The sequence below is a fragment of the Trichocoleus sp. ST-U2 genome, assembly GCF_039961875.1.
Classification (GTDB): domain Bacteria; phylum Cyanobacteriota; class Cyanobacteriia; order Cyanobacteriales; family FACHB-T130; genus FACHB-T130.
This window is the reverse complement of the sequence record NZ_JAMPJY010000007.1, coordinates 135,882-154,040: the sequence shown is the minus strand read 5'-3', so window position 1 is coordinate 154,040 and position 18,159 is coordinate 135,882. Positions and strand designations below refer to the sequence as shown.

General features: G+C 47.9%; 17 protein-coding genes. 8 read left to right on the top strand and 9 right to left on the bottom strand.

Annotated features, from left to right (window positions below; genetic code table 11):
* Window positions 1-23: 23 nt before the first annotated feature.
* The 3 genes from NC996_RS06945 to NC996_RS06935 all read right to left on the bottom strand — a co-directional run bounded on the left by NC996_RS06945 (window position 24) and on the right by NC996_RS06935 (window position 3,106).
* A complete protein-coding gene (locus NC996_RS06945) occupies window positions 24-1,253 on the bottom strand; it encodes a DUF445 family protein (RefSeq protein WP_190689556.1) in 1,230 nt (409 codons plus the stop codon).
* Between the two features lie 140 nt (window positions 1,254-1,393).
* Window positions 1,394-2,095 carry a bifunctional demethylmenaquinone methyltransferase/2-methoxy-6-polyprenyl-1,4-benzoquinol methylase UbiE gene (gene ubiE / locus NC996_RS06940; protein WP_190413808.1) on the bottom strand — a complete coding sequence of 234 codons (702 nt, stop codon included), beginning with the start codon at window positions 2,093-2,095 and terminating at the stop codon, window positions 1,394-1,396.
* A 66-nt stretch (window positions 2,096-2,161) separates the two neighbouring features.
* A complete protein-coding gene (locus tag NC996_RS06935) occupies window positions 2,162-3,106 on the bottom strand; it encodes a response regulator (protein ID WP_190689553.1) in 945 nt (314 codons plus the stop codon).
* A gap of 244 nt (window positions 3,107-3,350) precedes the next feature.
* Here NC996_RS06935 and NC996_RS06930 point away from each other — a divergent pair, with 244 nt between their 5' ends.
* Window positions 3,351-4,451, top strand: a complete 1,101-nt coding sequence (locus NC996_RS06930; RefSeq protein ID WP_190526909.1) for a RuBisCO accumulation factor 1 — start codon at window positions 3,351-3,353, stop codon at window positions 4,449-4,451.
* A 304-nt stretch (window positions 4,452-4,755) separates the two neighbouring features.
* Here the strand turns inward: NC996_RS06930 and NC996_RS06925 are convergent, their stop codons facing one another.
* Entirely contained in the window at window positions 4,756-6,576 is a 1,821-nt protein-coding gene (locus tag NC996_RS06925; RefSeq protein WP_190689550.1) for a glycosyltransferase family 39 protein, read from the bottom strand.
* 231 nt (window positions 6,577-6,807) lie between these two features.
* On the opposite strand from NC996_RS06925, the gene NC996_RS06920 reads away from it, so the two are divergent.
* A complete protein-coding gene (locus NC996_RS06920) occupies window positions 6,808-9,165 on the top strand; it encodes an ATP-dependent helicase (protein WP_190689682.1) in 2,358 nt (785 codons plus the stop codon).
* A gap of 1 nt (window position 9,166) precedes the next feature.
* On the opposite strand, the gene NC996_RS06915 is transcribed toward NC996_RS06920, so the two are convergent.
* The 4 genes from NC996_RS06915 to NC996_RS06900 all read right to left on the bottom strand — a co-directional run bounded on the left by NC996_RS06915 (window position 9,167) and on the right by NC996_RS06900 (window position 12,793).
* Complete coding sequence (locus NC996_RS06915; protein WP_199303331.1) at window positions 9,167-9,889, bottom strand: PEP-CTERM sorting domain-containing protein; 723 nt, start codon at window positions 9,887-9,889, stop codon at window positions 9,167-9,169.
* Between the two features lie 74 nt (window positions 9,890-9,963).
* Window positions 9,964-11,253 carry a choice-of-anchor tandem repeat NxxGxxAF-containing protein gene (locus NC996_RS06910; protein ID WP_190689547.1) on the bottom strand — a complete coding sequence of 430 codons (1,290 nt, stop codon included), beginning with the start codon at window positions 11,251-11,253 and terminating at the stop codon, window positions 9,964-9,966.
* Window positions 11,254-11,388: 135 nt separating this feature from the next.
* Window positions 11,389-12,003 (bottom strand): PEP-CTERM sorting domain-containing protein, encoded by a 615-nt coding sequence (locus tag NC996_RS06905; protein WP_190689545.1) that lies wholly within the window; start codon window positions 12,001-12,003, stop codon window positions 11,389-11,391.
* Window positions 12,004-12,148: 145 nt separating this feature from the next.
* Complete coding sequence (locus NC996_RS06900) at window positions 12,149-12,793, bottom strand: PEP-CTERM sorting domain-containing protein (protein WP_190689542.1); 645 nt, start codon at window positions 12,791-12,793, stop codon at window positions 12,149-12,151.
* A gap of 684 nt (window positions 12,794-13,477) precedes the next feature.
* Here NC996_RS06900 and NC996_RS06895 point away from each other — a divergent pair.
* A complete protein-coding gene (locus tag NC996_RS06895; protein WP_190413802.1) occupies window positions 13,478-13,951 on the top strand; it encodes a tryptophan-rich sensory protein in 474 nt (157 codons plus the stop codon).
* 184 nt (window positions 13,952-14,135) lie between these two features.
* Window positions 14,136-15,194, top strand: coding sequence for a galactokinase (gene galK / locus NC996_RS06890; protein ID WP_190413862.1), 1,059 nt, complete (start codon window positions 14,136-14,138; stop codon window positions 15,192-15,194).
* A gap of 54 nt (window positions 15,195-15,248) precedes the next feature.
* Here galK and NC996_RS06885 read toward each other — a convergent pair whose 3' ends face one another.
* On the bottom strand, window positions 15,249-15,692 hold the full coding sequence (locus NC996_RS06885) for a late competence development ComFB family protein (protein ID WP_190689539.1): 444 nt from the start codon (window positions 15,690-15,692) through the stop codon (window positions 15,249-15,251).
* Window positions 15,693-15,822: 130 nt separating this feature from the next.
* Here NC996_RS06885 and rpmI point away from each other — a divergent pair, with 130 nt between their 5' ends.
* From rpmI to NC996_RS06865, 4 genes are all read left to right on the top strand, one after another.
* The gene (gene rpmI / locus NC996_RS06880) at window positions 15,823-16,020 is read left to right on the top strand and encodes a 50S ribosomal protein L35 (RefSeq protein ID WP_190413800.1); all 198 of its coding nucleotides are present in this window, start codon (window positions 15,823-15,825) and stop codon (window positions 16,018-16,020) included.
* Between the two features lie 98 nt (window positions 16,021-16,118).
* Window positions 16,119-16,475, top strand: coding sequence for a 50S ribosomal protein L20 (gene rplT / locus NC996_RS06875; RefSeq protein ID WP_190413799.1), 357 nt, complete (start codon window positions 16,119-16,121; stop codon window positions 16,473-16,475).
* A gap of 98 nt (window positions 16,476-16,573) precedes the next feature.
* Window positions 16,574-17,347, top strand: a complete 774-nt coding sequence (locus tag NC996_RS06870) for a transporter substrate-binding domain-containing protein (protein WP_190689676.1) — start codon at window positions 16,574-16,576, stop codon at window positions 17,345-17,347.
* 97 nt (window positions 17,348-17,444) lie between these two features.
* Complete coding sequence (locus NC996_RS06865; RefSeq protein WP_190413797.1) at window positions 17,445-17,972, top strand: tetratricopeptide repeat protein; 528 nt, start codon at window positions 17,445-17,447, stop codon at window positions 17,970-17,972.
* The last annotated feature ends 187 nt before the right edge of the window (window positions 17,973-18,159 follow it).

The window sequence follows — 18,159 nt, the reverse complement described above, 5'->3', positions numbered from 1 at the left end:
AACCGTGTTAATTTTTGCACAGTTTAACGCAGCAACAGCAAAACCCCCTGTAACAAACCCACGACAAACCCTAAGATGCCTCCTAAATTAACAATTGCTTGCAACTCACTTTTGACGATGCCTTGAATTGCCATTTCTAATTCCGCCGCCGATGTTCCTTTGACTCGGTCAATAATCACCTGATCGATCGACAAAATCGGAATTACTTGAGCGACAATTTTTTCCAGATCCCGCTCCAAATAGCGCTCTAAAATTAAAGCCAATTCTTTGCTAACCACTTCTAAGGAAGCGTTGACAGCAGGCGATGTTCGCAGCCGACCCAGGATTAACTTAGCAATATTTTCCCAGTCCACAGAGTCACTCAATCCCTGCAACAAGTCAGCGCCCCGCTCTTGAATATAACTGCGGACGCTGTCGCGCATCGTTTTCCGCAACTGGCGCACCGTCGAAACGGGCAAATTTTGTAAAGAGAGATTTTGCAACCATTCCTGCAAACGTTCTCGCATTCCCAACGAGAGAATCAACTCTGTTATCCGCTGATTTGTTTCCTCTTTTTCATCCAGGCAAAACGTCCGCAGGCGCGTCAGAGTGTTGCGAAGACCAAACAAATTCGCCACTACCCAGTAAGTGCCACTCGTCTTTGCCCGAAAGCCTTCATCAATGACTTGAATATTGCGGTCAGTCAGGAAATCTATCAAAGCTTGCCGCACAATATCTGGCGGTAGCACCACTTGCAATATCCAGTCAGAAAGCTTCTTTGCCTGATCGTCACTCAGCTGAAATTCCAGCAAAACCTTATCAAAAATTTGATTAAGTTGGATTTCCAGAAAATCCTCGCGGCGGGCTAAAACTTTCAGCAGGCGAGGAAACGATTCACCCAGCAAATCCCGCAGAATTCCCGCCATAATTTTAGCGGTTTTCTGCTCGGCATCGGGTTTGACCTGCTCTAGCGCTAGCCGGAGTAACCAAAGAATTGCTCCCTGCACCCGTTCTGTATGCAGCAGCCGTCGTGCCAGATTTTGCAATTCTTCTGGCGTCAGCAGAGAACCCATGATGGTGTCAGAAACCCGGTTGGCTAGGCGTTCCTGATTTCGGGGAATTAATCCAGGCGTGAAAGGGACGCGCCGCCCACCGATGTAAAGAGTCCGATAGGGGCGGAATAACATTTTAATGGCGATATCGTTGGTGAAATAGCCAATAATTGCACCAACAATCGGGGGGCTGACGTAAAGCCAGAGGTTAGACCAATTCAAGGCGGCGATCCAATTAGGCAGGGGTTACGTTTTAAGGGAAGTTATGAATGTTGAATGTTGAGTGTTGAGTTAGGGTCAATTCATAACTGATAATTCAACACTGATTACTCAAAACTCATCTGCTACCCCCTACTACCATCTTAGGCTTTGGTTACTACCAATACGCCCATGACCCCACCCGCAATCTGATAGTGGGTCGCGGCGGTAAATCCCGCTTTTCCGGCTAAATCCACTTGTTCGCTGCCCGTGGGAAATTTATCTAAGCTAGGGCTAATGTAGGCATATTCTTCAGTCAATCCCATGTCTTTGGCGGTTGGGACGACGATGGTATCGAGATACCACTGCTGAAAGCTTCGCATTAAACGATTGCTGGGACGATGGAAGTCTAGGATAGCGGCTTTAGCACCCGGCTTGAGGACGCGGTGCAATTCTTCCAGACATCGAGGAATATTGGTGACGTTGCGAAGTCCGTAACCCATTGTGGCGCAGTCGAAATGGTTGTCGGGGAAGGGGAGATTCAGGGCATCGCCTTCTATCCAGGTGATGGGGCACTCCTTTTGGGTGCCCCTATTTTCCCATCGCTCTCTGGCGATCGCTAATTGCGCCGGTGAAAAATCTACCCCAAATACTTGACCCTTCTCCCCTACCTGTCGCGCCAGTAGCTGGGCGATGTCACCACTCCCACAGCAGACATCTAAGCAAATATCTCCCCGACTTGCATGACTCCACTTCACCGTCATCAGCTTCCATACGCGGTGCTGTCCCAGACTTAAGCGATCGTTAAGCTCGTCGTAAACGGGTGCAATGCGGTCAAAGATGGCTTGAATATGCTCAGAGGTCATGATGTTTCAGTTGCTAACAGGTAAGGGCTAATGGCTAATTAGGAAATTACCATTAGCCCTTAACGATTACTGATGAGTGCGGGTCGTGGTTAGAACCAGAGCAATCTGCTGGGCGGATAAGTGAATGAATTTCAACTCATCTTCGCGTAGTTTACAGGGTCGTTTCCACTGGAGGGATAGCAACGCTAGCACGTCGCTCCGATAGATGATCGGGATCGCTAGATGCGCCTGGAGACCGGAAGCTTGGTATTGTTCGATACTTGCTGGAGGAGTCGTTCCCGGAGTATTTACCCAAACCTGAAGTATTCGAGAGGCGATCGCATCCTGTACCAGAGGGTCTTTTTCCAGCCAGTTTTCCGTGTCGCCTACAGCACTATAAGTTCCTGCCGCTACCAGCTGATTGCCATCTACCTGCTGTAGAATACAGCCATCTGCTGCGAAATTTCTGCCAAAGGCACTGGCGATGGGTTCTAGCGTTGCCTCTACATTGGGAGACTCCTGAGCCACTTGCACAATCGTTGCCAGCAGTGCCGTTTGTGCTTGAGCGCGATGCAGTTCCTCCGTGCGTTGCTTTAGCAATTCATAGGTATCTGCTGCCCGCTGGACTACCGCCTTTAATTCGTTGGGGTCCCAAGGCTTGGTAATGTACTTGTAGACTTGTCCAGAATTAATCGCTTCTACCAAATCTTCCACATCGGTAAAACCCGTGAGGATGATTCGTACCGTATCCGGGAACTTGGGCACGGTTCTGCTCAAAAATTCCGTTCCCTTCATTTCTGGCATCCGCTGATCGGAGATAATCACGGCTACTTCCCCTTCTGTCGCCAGCACTTCCAGGGCGTGAATACCGCTTTCGGCTCTCAGCACATTGAAATCTCGTCGAAAAGTGCGGTAGAGCAAGTCTAAATTATCTGGCTCATCGTCTACCACCAACATTTTGGGCTTCTTGGGGCGTTCTAGGCTCATTAACTGACGGCTGATACTATCAAGCTCTGGAATAGCATTGTCCATAACGATACAACAAACTCTTGGTCAACTTGTTAAGGCAAATTCAGATACACAAAACATCTATCTTAAGACCGATTGTTTAGTAGCGCTTTCGGGACAAATGACATAACTAGGAATTCCTGGTTTGCGTCAAACAGACCGGACATCAAACTAAACTTGCCATGTAAATTTATTCGTGACCCGAACGCGATACATTTAAAAACGTTCCTGGTCGCTTGATAGCGATGAAAAGCTTTTTGAGGTCATTATGACTGAAACACCTTCCGCAGACACTCCCGATCGTAGCCTTCAACCAGAGTCAGCGAACGTGAATGCTGAAGATTTGCTGTTCTTGCTCCGACGTAAAGAAGGAACCTGGGTTGACTGGGGACACGCCTGTGCCAAATTGCAAAAAGCCGGTTACAGTACCCAAGCGATTTTTGAGGCAACTGGCTTTGAGCCAATACATCAGAATCAAGTAATTGTAGGTTCACAAGTCTATACGTCGTTGGTGAACGGTGGGGCAGTAGAAGAAGTGCGATCGCACTATTCTCGCACTGGCAGTGATATTTTATACGAATTGCGGATTCTGACTGAGCCAGAACGGGTCGCCGCGGCAGACTTTATCCGCTCCAGAAACCTCGACGCCGATGTTGCCCGTGAAGTCGCCAAAGACGTGAAAGAATTGTCCCGGATGCGGACTCTACCGCAGGGATTTACCGACCATCCTGGAGACGCGGTTGCTTATCAGTATTGGAGACGGGCAAAACAATTAAGTAATTTGCAAGAGCGATCGCGTTTTATTGCACGCGGCTTAATGTTTGCTCACAGCCAAACTGCCCGAAATCAAATCGAACAGCTGCTAACCGAAGGAATTGCCGGTGCTGCCCCTCGTCGTGCCCCCTCTTTGCCCCTATACCGACTGGACGAGGACGAACAACTCCCTCGGACGATACCCGTTGCTGGTGCCTTGCCCTTGACACCCGCAGACTTGCAATTGGTTCCCCCAGTAGAACAGATTGAGCCGTTCCGGTTAGTGCAAACTTCTTGGAGTGGATCTTGGGTGTCTCTACCCGGTTGGCAAGTCGTCTTGAACGCACAAGACCCGGTCGTCATTCTCTGCAACAGCAGCCAGTTGCCCAGCCAACATACCAACAAACCGGAAGGAATTCTAGTTCTCATCGATCGATCTCGACAAGAATGGAATGACAGCAGCTATTTTATCGTTGACCAGTCAGGAGAGCTGCAACTTCACTGGTTCCCCGATGCTCCTACTGTGCCCATTTTGGGACAAATCCTCCTGGTGTTGCGTCCGAAGAAAATTGTCGATGAAGACATGACTAAGGATTTATGGCAGATCGAAGAATAGTTGTCAATGGCTAATCAGAGTTTTGAGTGACAAGAGAATTCTTTAATTCCAGGGCTTAGGCAAAAACTCTCTCAAACTCTTATTCTTGTCTAAAGCGAAGATATAGCAGTCCTATTTGAGTTGTAAATTTTTTTTAGGAACCGCGTTGGCGTTAGCCTCGCGTTCGCGTTAGCGCTTAGGAAGAGTAAGAAGAGAGAGCCAAGATTTCATAATCATTTAGGATTGCGATCGCGCTTCGCAACACTTACGCGGTTCATTTTGCCGTTCCTAGTGCGTAAGTCCTAAACTCAAAACTCAAAACTGGCTAACGACACCGATATAGCTGATAAGGAACCCCGATTCGGTAATGCTGAGTAGAGTCAATCGTACAACTCGTTGACTCGGCAAGTGCCAAAGACTGGGGATAATCAACCCGCTTGAGTCCAGGGGCAACTACCCACAAGTTCAGGGGCGATTTCAAAGGAGTTTGGATGGCAGAGAGATTTTGCCAAAGGGCATCATAACTAGGTTTCGCGTTTAAGAAAGCAAAGTAGGCTTTCTCGTCTTCCGACTCAAAATCACCGACGCGGGGTGCCCGGATTTTATCGACAGCAAGGGCAAAGCTTAACCCCAAAGCGACATCCTGGGAATCGTTGTATCCCACCACAACCATTAGAGGAACGGTCGGTTCTAAGTTCATGTGGTGGGAGACTTGCAGGGGGTTAAAGGGCTTTAAGAATGCCAGGTTAAAAACGACAAAGACGCTGCTGAGAAGGCAAACTAGCAGTACAACTGAGGACTGAGGACTCAGGAGTAAGTATGGATCTTGGCTTTGGTGCTGAGTTCGTGGATTTCCATCAAAATTTTCTTGGGCATCTTCAGTGGGCAATTCTTTTGCCGCAGTCCCGATGGTGAGGATAGCTCCCAAAAGGGCGCACAAAGCTGGGTAATAGACAAAGTGATAGCGAGGGGCAATGGTGATGTCTTTGTCCAGCAGGTAGACAATGGCTAAGAATTGCAGCAGCACGCAAAAAGTGAAACTACCCAAGGCGAAAATTGCTGAGGAATAGAGGGTTTTAAAGCGACTTGGATTGACCTGCGTGCGCCCTCCAGAGGCGGTTAATTGCCTCTTTCCCTTAAAAAAATTATAAATTTGCCTTCCCAGCCAACAGCCAAACAGAAGCATCAGCAGCCCCGATGGAATCGCAATCCATAAAGGCTGACTTTCTACGGGTAGGGCGATCGCCATCAGCAGCCAACCGACCAAAGTTTGGTATAAAGGCGCAACATTATGGGGAGACGGAAGCCAACTGGTTTCCGAACGTCCAGAATGTCCCAGAAGTACCGGCAACCAAGGCAGAAAGCTGAGTATAATCCCCAAGATTGTCAGACTCAGCCCAATCCAGGTGTGAATTTTAAGCGATCGCCGCCGCCAGTAAAATATCGTCAGGAGCGTCACCAGCTGCGCCACGAAAGCCAAGACAAAAAAGTAGTGGACGTAGAAGGCAATACTGTTGACAACGCCCCAGCCAAGCCAAACGCGCCATCCCGTCTGCCGATTTTTTTCCAGGTCTTGCTGAATTTGAATGAATCCCACCAGTGCCAAGGTAATCAACAGCACCGGGAGGGTGTAGTGCCGTGCTTCTTGGGAGAGGTAGACGCCAAAAGGAGAAACCGCCATGATTGCGGCGGTCATCAAACCGACAGCGGGGAAGAAGGCGACGCGACCCAGCCAGTAAATTGCCGCGATCGCGCCGACTCCGAAAATTGCAGGAAGCGATCGCAAGTCAGTGCTGAGAAGTAGGGGGACGGTAGCGCCGTGTCCGTACTCATGGCTGAGTAATTTTAGCCAGCCGTGCATCAGGCAAAAAAATAGGGGAGGATGGGTAGACTGAGTTGCAAGTGTATGAGCAATTTCAGCACAGCTAACATCTGGCTTCAGGGTAAAAATTTGCTTTAAGGTTGATAGGGGAAAAACCACGTCGAGCGGGACATCATTGTAAGTCCGTCCCAAACTAAATAACCCTGTAATCACCTCATCTAGCCACAGCGGTTTCAGGTCAAGATGCCAAAACCGCAAAGCAGCGCCCAAGACAATTACCCCAGCTAGCGCTAAATAATGTAGAAAGAACTTTAGGCGATTCATGTTTTTCTGTTGTTAGCTGCTAATTAGTAAAAAGTTTTAAGTGTTAAATTTTGAACTAAAAAATTCTCTTGGAACTCAAACCTCAAACGCGATAAACCGCGACTCTACAACTCAAACCTCAAAACTTAAACCTTAGACGCGACAAACCGCGACTCTACAACTCAAAACTCTCACAAGCCATTAGCCATGAATGACGATAATCTTATTCACCCAGATGGTACAGCAGCCCAAATGGTGCCGGATTTGGCTCAGGTGTCGCTAGCAGCAGTGCGCGAACAGGCAATGCAGCGACTCCGCAATGGGTTGCGAGCGGGGCAGCAAAGCATGGCTGACTGGCGAGGTGGCCCTTTAGCGGTTTCTGCCGTACCCGGTGCGGGTAAGTCTACCGGGATGGCAGTGGCGGCGGCATTAGCGATCGCTCGTTACCAATTGCATACTCGACGCTATTTAGTCGTTGTCACCTTTACTCGCTCGGCTGCGGCAAATATTAAAGCCAAGATTCGGCAGTGCCTGCGGGAGGATTTGCGACTACCGCAAACTGGCTTTGTTGTCCATACGTTACACGGTTTGGCACTGAATATTGCTACCCGTCATCCAGAGCTATCGGGTTTGAATTTGGAAACGGTAACTTTGGTTTCTCCGAACCAAAGTCACCGCTTAATTCGGGACTGCGTAGAGCGATGGATTTCTCACAATCCTCAGCGCTACTCCACGCTGCTGGAGGGATTGCAATTTGATGGGGAAGAAACCGAGCGGTTGCGCCGTCAGGCAGTTTTACGCACCGAAGTGTTGCCCAGTCTTGCTAACACAGTCATTCACGAAGCAAAAAGCTCTGGATTGTTGCCGGAAAATTTGTGGGAACTGGCAAGACAGACGCCGGATGATTATGGAATTTTGAGCGTCGCTGCTGGGTTGTACGAGCAATATCAAGCTTTACTGCGATCGCGCGACTTGATCGACTACGACGAAATGATTCTCGGTGCCCTGCGGGTGCTGCAAAACGAAAGCGCCCGCCAACTTTGGCAAAACCAAGTCTTTGCCGTCTTTGAAGATGAAGCCCAAGACTCTAGCCCCCTCCAAAGCCGACTGTTAGAAATTCTCGCCGCTCAACCCGCAAGCAATTCCCCAGCCCTCAACTTGGTGCGCGTGGGAGATCCCAACCAGGCGATTAACTCCACTTTCACCCCTGCCGATCCGATATACTTCCGTCGCTTCTGCGAAGCCTGCCAAGCCCAGGAACGCTTGGCAACGATGGATCGCGCGGGTCGGAGTAGTCAGACCATTGTTGACGCCGCAAACTTCGTCCTGGAGTGGGTGAATCACACCTATGGAGGCAAACCCGACCGTAGAGGAACAACCTCGTCAAAATCCTCCCAAAACCCAACTGAACTGCCCTTTCGTCCCCAAACCATTCATCCCGTTGACGCAGGAGATCCCCAATCTGACGCCAACCCGGAACCAACGGGTCGAGGGCTGGAAATCTACACCCCCCGCGACATTTACCATACCGTCCAGCTGATCGGAGAACGGACGATCGAATTATTTGAGAAAAATCCCAAAGGTCGGGCGGCGGTTTTGGTGCGGGAAAATCGGCAAGCCCGATTTGTGGCTGAAAGGCTGAGTTATCTGCAAAGCCAGCACAAGATTGAGGTGTACGATGTTTCCCAGAGCGATCGCCACTCTAACGTCCCCACCGAAATCCTCGCCCTCTTACAATTTCTCGATCGTCCCCACTCCCCCGACTATATAAAAGCCGCACTAGAGGTACTCGTACAGCGTCAGCTGATTCCCACCCAAGACCTCAACGCCCTCGCCACTTTTCCAGAGCAATTTCTCTATCCCGGCCCGCTCGATCCTCCCCAAACGCCACCCGTGCATCAGGCGGCGCGGTACTGTCGCAGTTTGCTTCGCGCCCGCTTGGAACTGCCCCACTACCAATTGCCCACCTTTCTCGCTCTCACCTTAAAATACGACCCGTCCGAACTCGCCACAGGGGATAAATTAGCCGAACGCATCGCCCAACAAACCTACGGCAACAGTTCCATGAGTTCTACTCTGGAAGTCTTAAGCGAAATTGTGAATTCCGAACGCTTTGAACCCGTAGAAACTGAGGACACAGACGCCCGCTATGTCCGCGCCGGTCAACTCACTATCATCACCATGCACAAAGCCAAGGGATTGGACTGGGATTATGTCTTTATGCCGTTTTTGCACGAAGATAGTATTCCCGGCAGTCCTTGGGTGCCTACTGCTGCCCAATTCCTGGGCGATTTTACCCTAGCAGAGGTCGCTAGGGCGCAGATTCGCGCCAGTCTCCACGGTCAATATCCCTTACCCCCAGCACCCGCAGCCTGGGGACAAGCGGGACAGCTCAAAAACGCAGAGGAATTCCGCCTCCTCTACGTGGCGATGACACGAGCGAAGCGCCTACTCTGGATGGCAGCTGCTCAAAAGGGACCTTTCCGCTGGAACACCTTCAACTGGAATAATCAAGACAATTTACAGGAGAAAAAACCGTGTCCGGTGATACCCGCGTTAAAGAGTCGCTTTCCTAAATCGGTGGTTGCTTTGTCTAGGATGCCGAGTTAGTTTACTTTTTTTGTTTGCGCTTAAGTCGTGAAGTTGCACCGAAAGCACCCAATGCCAGTAAACCCAATACAGAAGCTGGTTCGGGAACCGAAGCGGTTCGATCGGCGGTTAGATAACTAAGGTTGTCAAATCCCCATGAACCTAATTCGTTAGTGAAATCTACAACTGCCCGTTTTACAGGGGTGCCGCTGTAAGTAAAAGTAGTGCCGGAAACACTAATTCTGAGTGGGGAAGGAAAGTCGTCTACGAATGTTTTATCCAGAATTACCTCTGTGATGCCAAGAGAAGTGAAGTCTTCGTCAAAAAGTTGGACGGTTAATTTGGGTAGAGGCTGAAAACGAAAATCCCCTAGCTTCGCCACGTCGAACATAATATTAGAAGTAGACATGGCAAAGTCAAGTGTTAAAATTCCTGGCGCACCGATCTCTAAGACGGGGGGTGATAAATCAAGGAAATAAAATGCTTCTTCAACGCCGAATAAACCTCCGAGATTCAATTTTCTTTCAACATTGTAGGTGGCAGCAGTTGAGTTTTCTCCATTTACTTTAAAGTCAAATGTAACGCCCTTAAAACTCAAATCATCCGCTGGTTGAGTCGGCAGCTCATCAAAAGTTAATGTAGTCAATGTAGCAGCCTGCACGCTTTTAGGTGCTATCAGTGCAGATAAGGAAAAGCAGACTGTGCTGAAGACTAAGGCTGAAAGTGTTTTTCTGAAGGTAGCCATACAAGCTATTTCTCAAAAATTGTAGAAGTTGCAAGTGGGAATGGGTAAAAGTGGAATGCGATCGCTATCTATAATTAGTCGTCGATCTGCTGTTTCTGTTGACGCTGCATCACTGAACCAGCACCCAAAGCACCCAATGCGAGTAAACCCAAGCCTGAAGTGGGTTCTGGAACATCCTTTGGCGGTTCGCTAGACACTCCCGGATCGGCGCGGAAAATGCCCATAGTGCCATCCGCAAGACTGGCAAGAAATGCCACCTGACCAGCATTATTTAATCCTTCCCGCGAAAAACTAAGGGACGTTACGGTGGAACCAAATAGAGTATCACCAGTACTAATTACCTTATCTTTTAGGGGATCGGCTCCAGTGAAGATCCCTGTCCCGCCTGCATCCAGTTTAGTAAAAAAGGCAATGGTTCCCACATCATTAATTGAGGGAACGCCAAGAAAGCCGTTAAAGGAGCCGCTCGTGTCTGCAATTAAGGTTGTTGTTTTGCTGTTGCTAGCGAACAAAGCTTCATTTTTTCCTCCCACAAATGGCTCTGGCGGAGTATACCAATCATTGCTTGGATCAATAGCCGGGGGAGCATAAAAGGCAACGTTTCCTACATTATTGAGGGCAGGGGAACCAAAGCCAGAATCCTCAGGATAATTATTTCCAATGCTGGCAACGATAGTCCTTGTAGTGCCGTTACTCGTAACAATTACCGTGCTAGGATTCCCACTTTCAATTCTATAGGCTACAGTTCTTTCATCATTGATGAAGGGAGAATTGACGCTGCCATAAAAGATAGTATCGATAACTTTTCCTTCGCTGGTGAGAATACGTTCGCCCCGGTAAAGTCTCTCTATGAAAGCTACAACTCCGGCATTATTAATCGAGGGCGAATAAAAATCGCTAAAGTAGTCCTTCGCTACAATAACGTCATCATCAATCCAGGGTGACTCAACACCATTCGAGTCGGATTGAGGGAAAGCAAGGGCGATAGGAGTGGGCGTTGTTGTTCCGTTCCCCTTGAAAATACCTGTGGCTACCTGAGCTAGGACAGCGTTGAAGGCGACGGTTCCTCCATCATTAATGGAGAGAGGAGTACGAAAGCTACTAAAGAAATTATTGGTGTTGGCAATCGTGGTAATTGTGGAGCCATTGGCCGTGAAAATACCTATGCTCCCTGTATCTAGTCCAGCCAAAAAGGCGGCGGTTCCAGCATTATTTAAGGCGGGAGATGACAGAAAGGAACTGAAGCGATCGCTTGTATCCGCAATTTTTGTAAAGGTGAAGCTGGCAGCTTGCACTTCTCTCGCTGCCAAAAAGCTGAGGCATAAGCCCATCAATGCCGTGGGAATGCTCAAGTGTAATTTCATAGCTATTTCTCTTTTGAAATGGAGTGACTAGCGACAAGAGGAGTTACTTGTTTTGCAATTACCAAAAATTTGCCAGAATGTGCAGACTGTAGTAAAACAGTTTATTCTGGCAAATATTGCTAATTGAAAGCTAGTTTAGGCCTGTGGCGAGGACGATAATTTTCTTTTGCGGATTAGCATAGAAGCGCCGATGACACCTAGCGCGATCGCGGCGGTTGGTTCTGGTACGGATTCCGGGACATTCACGGGTTTATGGGAAACAAATCCACTTCCATTAACGCCCGAAACGCTAAAAATCGTAAATCCTTGACATTCTTTAACTAAACACTGAGCAACAGGTTCTCTTGGCCCATTATCACCAGTTGCTACACTTAGCTGAAAGTCAAAATTCGTATCATTAACATCTAGTCTCAAAACCTCTCTGAAAGCAAAAACTCCATTTACCGGAATCAAAGATGTTAAAAATGAGTCTGATGGCTTGCCACTAAAGATATTATTGCCATTCACGCTCAAGGAGAAAAAATCAAAAGGATTCTTGACATCTAGATAATTTCCTATCCGTACATCGCTGACTAATAAGTCTAGAATTTCATCGGCGACGGTGTAGGTGCCTTCGACTGAGTCTCCATCAAGATTCCCTTGAAAGTTAAATGTTATGGCGTTCGCAGGAGCCAAATTAACTGTTCCCAGACCCACCAATGCTGCACTAACAGCTATTGACAATTTCTTCCACATTTTTGAAGTAGACATAAAACAAGGCTCCGTAAAGTTAACTGTTGATAAAATTGGTGCTTCTAACTGCTTATGGAACCGCCATAAATTTGCCATAAATTGAAAAAATGCAGGCTGTTGCCAAGCAGCTTGTTATGACAAATATTGCTAATTGAAATCTAGTTTAGGCGTGTGGCGAGGACAATAATTTTCTTTTGCGGATTAGCATGGAAGCGCCTATCACACCAAGCGCGATCGCTGCCGTTGGTTCTGGTACGGACTCGACAACATTCACGGGTTTATGGGAAACAAATCCATCTCCAAAAACACCTGGAAGAGTTCTACTTCCAAAGCCAAAAATCGTAAATCCTTGACATTCTTTAACTAAACACTGGGCAACAGGTTCTCTTGGCCCCTCATCAGCGGTTGCTACACTTAGCTGAAGGACGAAAAAGTCATCCTGAACATCTAGCCTCAAAAGCTCTCTAAGAGCAAAGACTCCTTTTACCGGAATCAAAGATGTTAAAGATGAGTTTGATGGTTTGCCACTAAAAACGTTATTGCCGTTCACGCTCAAGGAAAAAAATTCAAGAGGATTCTCTACCTGTAGGAAAGGATCTTGTCTCCGTACATCACTAACTAAGAGTTCGAGGATATCATCGGCGACGGTGTAGCTGCCTTCGAGTGAGTTTACCAATCCGTCGATAGCAACATCCCCTTGAAAGTTAAATGTTATAGCGTTCGCCGGAGCCAAATTAACTGTTCCTAGACCCACAAATGCTGCACTAACAGCTATTGACAATTTCTTCCACATTGTTGAAGTAGACATAAAATAAGCCTTCGTAAAGCTGAATGTTGATCGTGGAAATGATCCAAAGAGCGATCGCCACAATTGTCTTACCAAGGGCAACTGTGTATCTTTGGCGCTCAACAGAAGCGATAAATATTTGCGGAAATTACTTAGGCTGGTAATCTGGCGATCGCCAGATTTTTTAGAGTATTTTCGCTTGTCATGAAAGTTTCACATATTTTTTAAGAAAAATGCTAGTAGTTATACTGAATCTTTATCAAAACAATAAACTTTGAAGAGCCAAGAAAACGAAAAAACCCCTAAAGACCCGATGATTCGGTCGGTCTGGCTTTAAGTAGTTATACTGAGACTTTATGAAGTTTTGGTTTAGATAAAACAAGCCTGACTTAAGGAAGATGCATAATCAATACTTTATTTAAACTCCCTTCATTTATGAGATTCATCTACTACCACAGAAATAGTAGAAAAAACTGGAAGTTCTATATCTAGAATAGATTGAAATTTTGAATCTATCTTTTGATAGATAAAGAGTGCTTTGAAGCGAATAACAGCCAAAATTACCCACACTCTCACACCAAAGACTGATTAAAGTCATTCTTGAAATTGACACGATCGATTTGTACAGGTTGCTTCAGCTCAATCGGGAGCGCAAGTATAGCGATAAACCATTTGGCACGCTAGGCGATCGCAGAGGGTAAAAAAATGATTAATTCAATGATGATTATTGGGGGCGTGACCTTATTCGTTGCGCTAGGAAGTCTCTTGTTTAGACCGCGCGATACTCAATGGGTCAAAAACTTGACCCGACCTAGTTGGCTTGTCTTTGAGCCTCTGATTCCGTTTATCTGGACGATTGTTTTTGCAGGCGGAGCTTTATCAGCAACCATAATTTGGGAACAAGATCCAGGTAGCCTCAAAACTTGGTTGTTGATGGCACTTTACCTACTCTTGGAAATTGTCACAGTCGCTTACATTCCTACCACGCTCAGACTCCGCAGCCTTACAGTCGGTACGCTATTAGGGGGATCGGGCGTTATTTTAGGGGTTCTTTTAGCATTGTTTGTATTACCGATTTCTGGATTATCGGCTCTTTTATTACTCCCCTATGTGCTTTGGAGTCCGGTTGGAACCTATACGACTTGGGAGATGATTCAACTGAATCCTGAGTCTATATAGTTAGGAAAGGCTTCTCAGCCGGTTTGAAATCTATTTGTAAAGACCCGAAACTTTGCCTCTCGACAGTCAGCGAAGACAGACTTCGTTTGATAAAAGCTCTCGTAATTTCTGCCCTCCTTCTTCTGAAGGGGGGCAGAAGTTGCGATTATAAACATCGCTAGGTACTTTCTCTCAACAAACCATGATGAATTTTCAACAAGTATTCGGTACAGAACCAGAAGTCGAAGCCAGCGCACCAGGACGAGTAAATCTACTAGGCGAACACACTGACTATAACGATGGATTTGTCCTCCCAACAGCTATCCCCCAAAAAACGACGGTACAATTGGGATTTAGCAAAGATGAACAGCACCACTTTTACTCTGCGGAACTTGACGAAAAAGTAGACGTTTTAGAAAGCACTCATACGCCGTCTAGTTTCGCAAGTTATGTATTTGGGTGTATCCGACTTTTAGAGCAGGAAGGTAACACTATCTTGCCGGTTAACGTGTATGTTACATCCTCCGTTCCTATTGGTTCGGGTTTGTCTAGCAGTGCGGCGTTGGAAGTGGCGACTCTCAGAGGATTGAGATCGCTTCTTTCACTTACTCTCGATGATGTGCAAATCGCCCAACTCGCACAACAGGCAGAAATTCACTATGCTGGCGTGCAATGCGGAATTATGGATCAGATGGCGTCGAGTCTTGCTGACACTGATTCGATGCTGTTTCTGGACACGCGCACGCTGGAACGTCAAGTTCTTCCTTTCCCAAAGGGAGCAGAAGTTGTGGTAATCGATAGCGGCGTACCTCGTACCCTGGCGGCAAGTGGCTACAACCAACGACGCGCTGATTGTGAGGAAGCAGCACGGTTGTTGGGAGTGAAGGCGCTCAGAGATATCACCGATCCGCAAGCTGTAGAATCTTTACCCGAACCGCTGCGGCGTCGCGCTCTTCATGTGGTTACAGAGGATAACCGGGTGCTGGAGGCGATACAGGGCGTCTCTCCGGAGCGCTTTGGCGAGTTGATGAATGCTTCTCATGCCAGTTTGCGGGACGATTACGAAGTTTCCGTACCGGCGTTGGATACCCTGGTGAGAATGTTGCAAGAAACCCGTGGCGTATTCGGCGCACGGTTGACGGGTGCTGGGTTTGGGGGCGCTTGCGTTGCTTTGGTAGAGGTTGGGAAGGCGGAAGCGATCGCCCAAAATGTACTTCAACGCTACAACGGATCGGGTTACACCGGACGGATTCTGGTTCAGTAAGGCGAAGCTAGCGGTATACACTTTATACACTCAGGGGAAGGGCGAGCAGCCGAATCATCCTGGCATCGGCGATCGCGCGATCGCTTCTTTAACTTTCTGGGTAATTAACTCTCGAAGTTCCTCCTTGCCACGCTGACGCTGAAAGCTAGCGCCTTCCTCAGTGGTGGCATAGAGGGGTGGCAGTCGATTGAGCGCATAAGCAGCAATCTCTCCCAGATCCAGAAGGCAAGGGTTGGATACTTCCATTTTTAGCACCTGCACGCTCGCTTCTATTAGCACCAATGCTTCCATCACATTGATAAACTGTTTTCCGGGAATCGCGATCGCTTCATCGGTTAAAAGTTGCCCGAATAAGCGATCTAAAGCGATGTAGTCGTCAACAGAAATTTCCGAAATTTCGCAGATGCTGCCAATCTCTTGTGCTAGAGATGGCGTCATATATCCGTTCTGCAAAGCTTGTTCAACAATTGTTCCTATCGTGAGCTTTTCCAAACTCATCGCATCTCTCCCTGACGATCGCATTTCAAACGGCAATCCTATGATTCTGCCTTAGATTTGAAATTTATAACTTGTCTAATTAGCCTAAATAGTGCTAACTTTATAGATTGTGTCGAATTAAAGACCATCCATGCCTAAACTGAAAACCCGTAAAGCAGCGGCAAAGCGTTTTAGAGCCACCGGCAGCGGCAAAATCGTCCACCGCAAAGCCTTCAAAAGTCACTTGCTACAGCACAAGAGTTCTGACCGGAAACGGCGGATTTCTAAAATGGCTCTGGTGCATGAACGCGATGAAGAAAATGTACGCTTGATGCTGCCCTATTTGTAAGGAAGCAATTTGCTTTCTATGATGAGTCTCTAGTCAATTGCTAATGACTAATGACGAATGACTGCTGACCACCGATCAATAACAACTAATAATTAGCCATGACACGGGTAAAACGCGGTAACGTTGCTCGCAAACGCCGCAAAAAAATTCTCAAACTAGCCAAAGGCTTCCGAGGTTCTCATTCAACTTTGTTCCGGACAGCCAATCAACAGGTCATGAAGGCGCTGCGTAACGCCTACCGCGATCGCAAGAAGCGCAAACGCGATTTCCGCAGCCTCTGGATCACCCGTATCAACGCCGCAGCACGTCAGCACGGCATTAGCTATAGCCAGCTGATGGGCAAATTGAAAAAGGCGAATGTCCAGATTAATCGCAAGATGCTGGCGCAGATGGCTGTTCTCGATCCCGCTGGCTTTGACAAAGTGCTGCAACTCGCTACACAGGCTCAAGGGTAAAGGATGAAGGATGTAGGGCTTTGTCCTTCCCAGAGGGTGGGATGAATGAAGCTCGCCACTCGTTTGTTGCCAGCCTCGTTCCCAGGCACCGCCTGGGAATGTTTTTTCTTTGGCTCTTTGCTAGTATAAAAACGCCAAACTTAGCGGTTGCTGCCGAGCTACAAGAGATTGTGGAGCGCGGCTACCTAATTGTTGCAGTGAAAGACAATGTCCGTCCCCTGGCTTTTCGGGATGGGGAAGGCAAACTGCAAGGGCTGGAAATTGACATTGCCCAGCGTTTAGCAGCAGAACTCCTAGATAAACCCGATGCGGTAAAGTTGCAGCCGGTGGCGAATCGAGATCGGCTCTCGGTGGTGGTAGATGGAACGGTCGATCTGACGATCGGGAGGGTGACACAAAATGCTTCGCGCGATCGCTTGGTCAACTTCAGCATTCCTTACTACCTAGACGGCACCGCTTTAGTCACTCAGGACGCATCCTTACAAAGGCTTAACGATCTGCAACAGAGAAAAGTCGCCGTTCTGAAAGGATCGGATACGATTTCTACGGTGCGCTATCTTATCCCCCAAGTTCAGCTAATTGGCGTAGATTCCTACGAACAGGCGCGATCGCTCCTGGAATCGGGTAACGCCGATGCCTTCGCCGCCGATGCCAGCATTCTCAGCGGCTGGGTGCAGGAATACCCCCAGTACCGACTGCTGCCGGTACGCTTGTCAGGGGAGCCGCTAGCAGTAGTGATGCCCAAAGGCTTGCAGTACAATCAATTGCGGCAACGGGTAAATGATGCGATCGCGCGTTGGAAACGAGAAGGCTGGCTACAAGAACGGGTGAAGTATTGGGGACTCCCCCAGAGCGATACCAACCGATTTTAGAAAACTTCCGATAGGGCACCTGTGGCGATCCACCTCCGCCGCAATCACGTCCCATAATGAATAGAGAAAGCAAATTAATCTCTGTATTTGAAGGGCAATGGATAACTCTCTGGCAATTTTTTATCTCTCCTTGTTGCTGGTACTGCTTGCCGTTGCCGGTTGGGCAGTTGTGCGCCAGGTTTTCAAAACCCGCAAAGTTGAAAGTGTCCTCTCTCGGCTGCAAAATAAGGTGCAAAACGACAAATGCACAACCCAAGAGTTTTACGAACTCGGCAGCATCTATTTAGATAAAAAACTTTACACTCAGGCAATCTCGCTGCTTCAAAAAGCACTCAAAGCTGAGGATGCCGAAGAGGAAAACCTCGCGCCTATCTACAATGCCTTAGGCTTTGCTTACTTCTCCCAAGAGCAGTACGACGTAGCGATTCGCAACTACAAAGAAGCTTTGAAAATAGCTCCAAATTATGTCACGGCGCTCAATAATCTGGGTCATGTTTACGAGAAGAAGAAGTTAACCGCTCAGGCGTTGGAAAGCTATGAGGAAGCGCTGAAGCACGAGCCTGACAATGGCACCGCCAAGCGCCGCGCCGAATCCTTGCGGAAACGGTTGGTTCCCTCGACTTAAAACACCTTGTCATCCCTGAGGCTCTGCCTCCTGCGGAACTCAAATAAAACGTAACGATTGTAGGGGCGCAAACTTTTGTGCCCCTACAGCTTTATCCGTAGCAAGGTCATATTTTCGAGGCTGTAGAACTGATGGGACGCTACACAAGGCAAAGTTAATTAAAAAAGCTGACGCCTGCGATGAGGCT

Excerpts from the sequence above, each read along its gene's own strand:
- NC996_RS06865 (WP_190413797.1), top strand. The coding sequence starts at position 17,445 with ATGGATAACTCTCTGGCAATTTTTTATCTCTCCTTGTTGCTGGTACTG.
- NC996_RS06910 (WP_190689547.1), bottom strand. The coding sequence starts at position 11,253 with ATGAAATTACACTTGAGCATTCCCACGGCATTGATGGGCTTATGCCTC.
- galK (WP_190413862.1), top strand. The coding sequence starts at position 14,136 with ATGAATTTTCAACAAGTATTCGGTACAGAACCAGAAGTCGAAGCCAGC.
- NC996_RS06920 (WP_190689682.1), top strand. The coding sequence starts at position 6,808 with ATGGTGCCGGATTTGGCTCAGGTGTCGCTAGCAGCAGTGCGCGAACAG.
- NC996_RS06930 (WP_190526909.1), top strand. The coding sequence starts at position 3,351 with ATGACTGAAACACCTTCCGCAGACACTCCCGATCGTAGCCTTCAACCA.
- NC996_RS06870 (WP_190689676.1), top strand. The coding sequence starts at position 16,574 with ATGTTTTTTCTTTGGCTCTTTGCTAGTATAAAAACGCCAAACTTAGCG.
- NC996_RS06905 (WP_190689545.1), bottom strand. The coding sequence starts at position 12,003 with ATGTCTACTTCAAAAATGTGGAAGAAATTGTCAATAGCTGTTAGTGCA.
- NC996_RS06925 (WP_190689550.1), bottom strand. The coding sequence starts at position 6,576 with ATGAATCGCCTAAAGTTCTTTCTACATTATTTAGCGCTAGCTGGGGTA.
- rplT (WP_190413799.1), top strand. The coding sequence starts at position 16,119 with ATGACACGGGTAAAACGCGGTAACGTTGCTCGCAAACGCCGCAAAAAA.
- NC996_RS06915 (WP_199303331.1), bottom strand. The coding sequence starts at position 9,889 with ATGGCTACCTTCAGAAAAACACTTTCAGCCTTAGTCTTCAGCACAGTC.
- NC996_RS06935 (WP_190689553.1), bottom strand. The coding sequence starts at position 3,106 with ATGGACAATGCTATTCCAGAGCTTGATAGTATCAGCCGTCAGTTAATG.
- NC996_RS06900 (WP_190689542.1), bottom strand. The coding sequence starts at position 12,793 with ATGTCTACTTCAACAATGTGGAAGAAATTGTCAATAGCTGTTAGTGCA.
- NC996_RS06885 (WP_190689539.1), bottom strand. The coding sequence starts at position 15,692 with ATGAGTTTGGAAAAGCTCACGATAGGAACAATTGTTGAACAAGCTTTG.
- ubiE (WP_190413808.1), bottom strand. The coding sequence starts at position 2,095 with ATGACCTCTGAGCATATTCAAGCCATCTTTGACCGCATTGCACCCGTT.
- rpmI (WP_190413800.1), top strand. The coding sequence starts at position 15,823 with ATGCCTAAACTGAAAACCCGTAAAGCAGCGGCAAAGCGTTTTAGAGCC.
- NC996_RS06895 (WP_190413802.1), top strand. The coding sequence starts at position 13,478 with ATGATTAATTCAATGATGATTATTGGGGGCGTGACCTTATTCGTTGCG.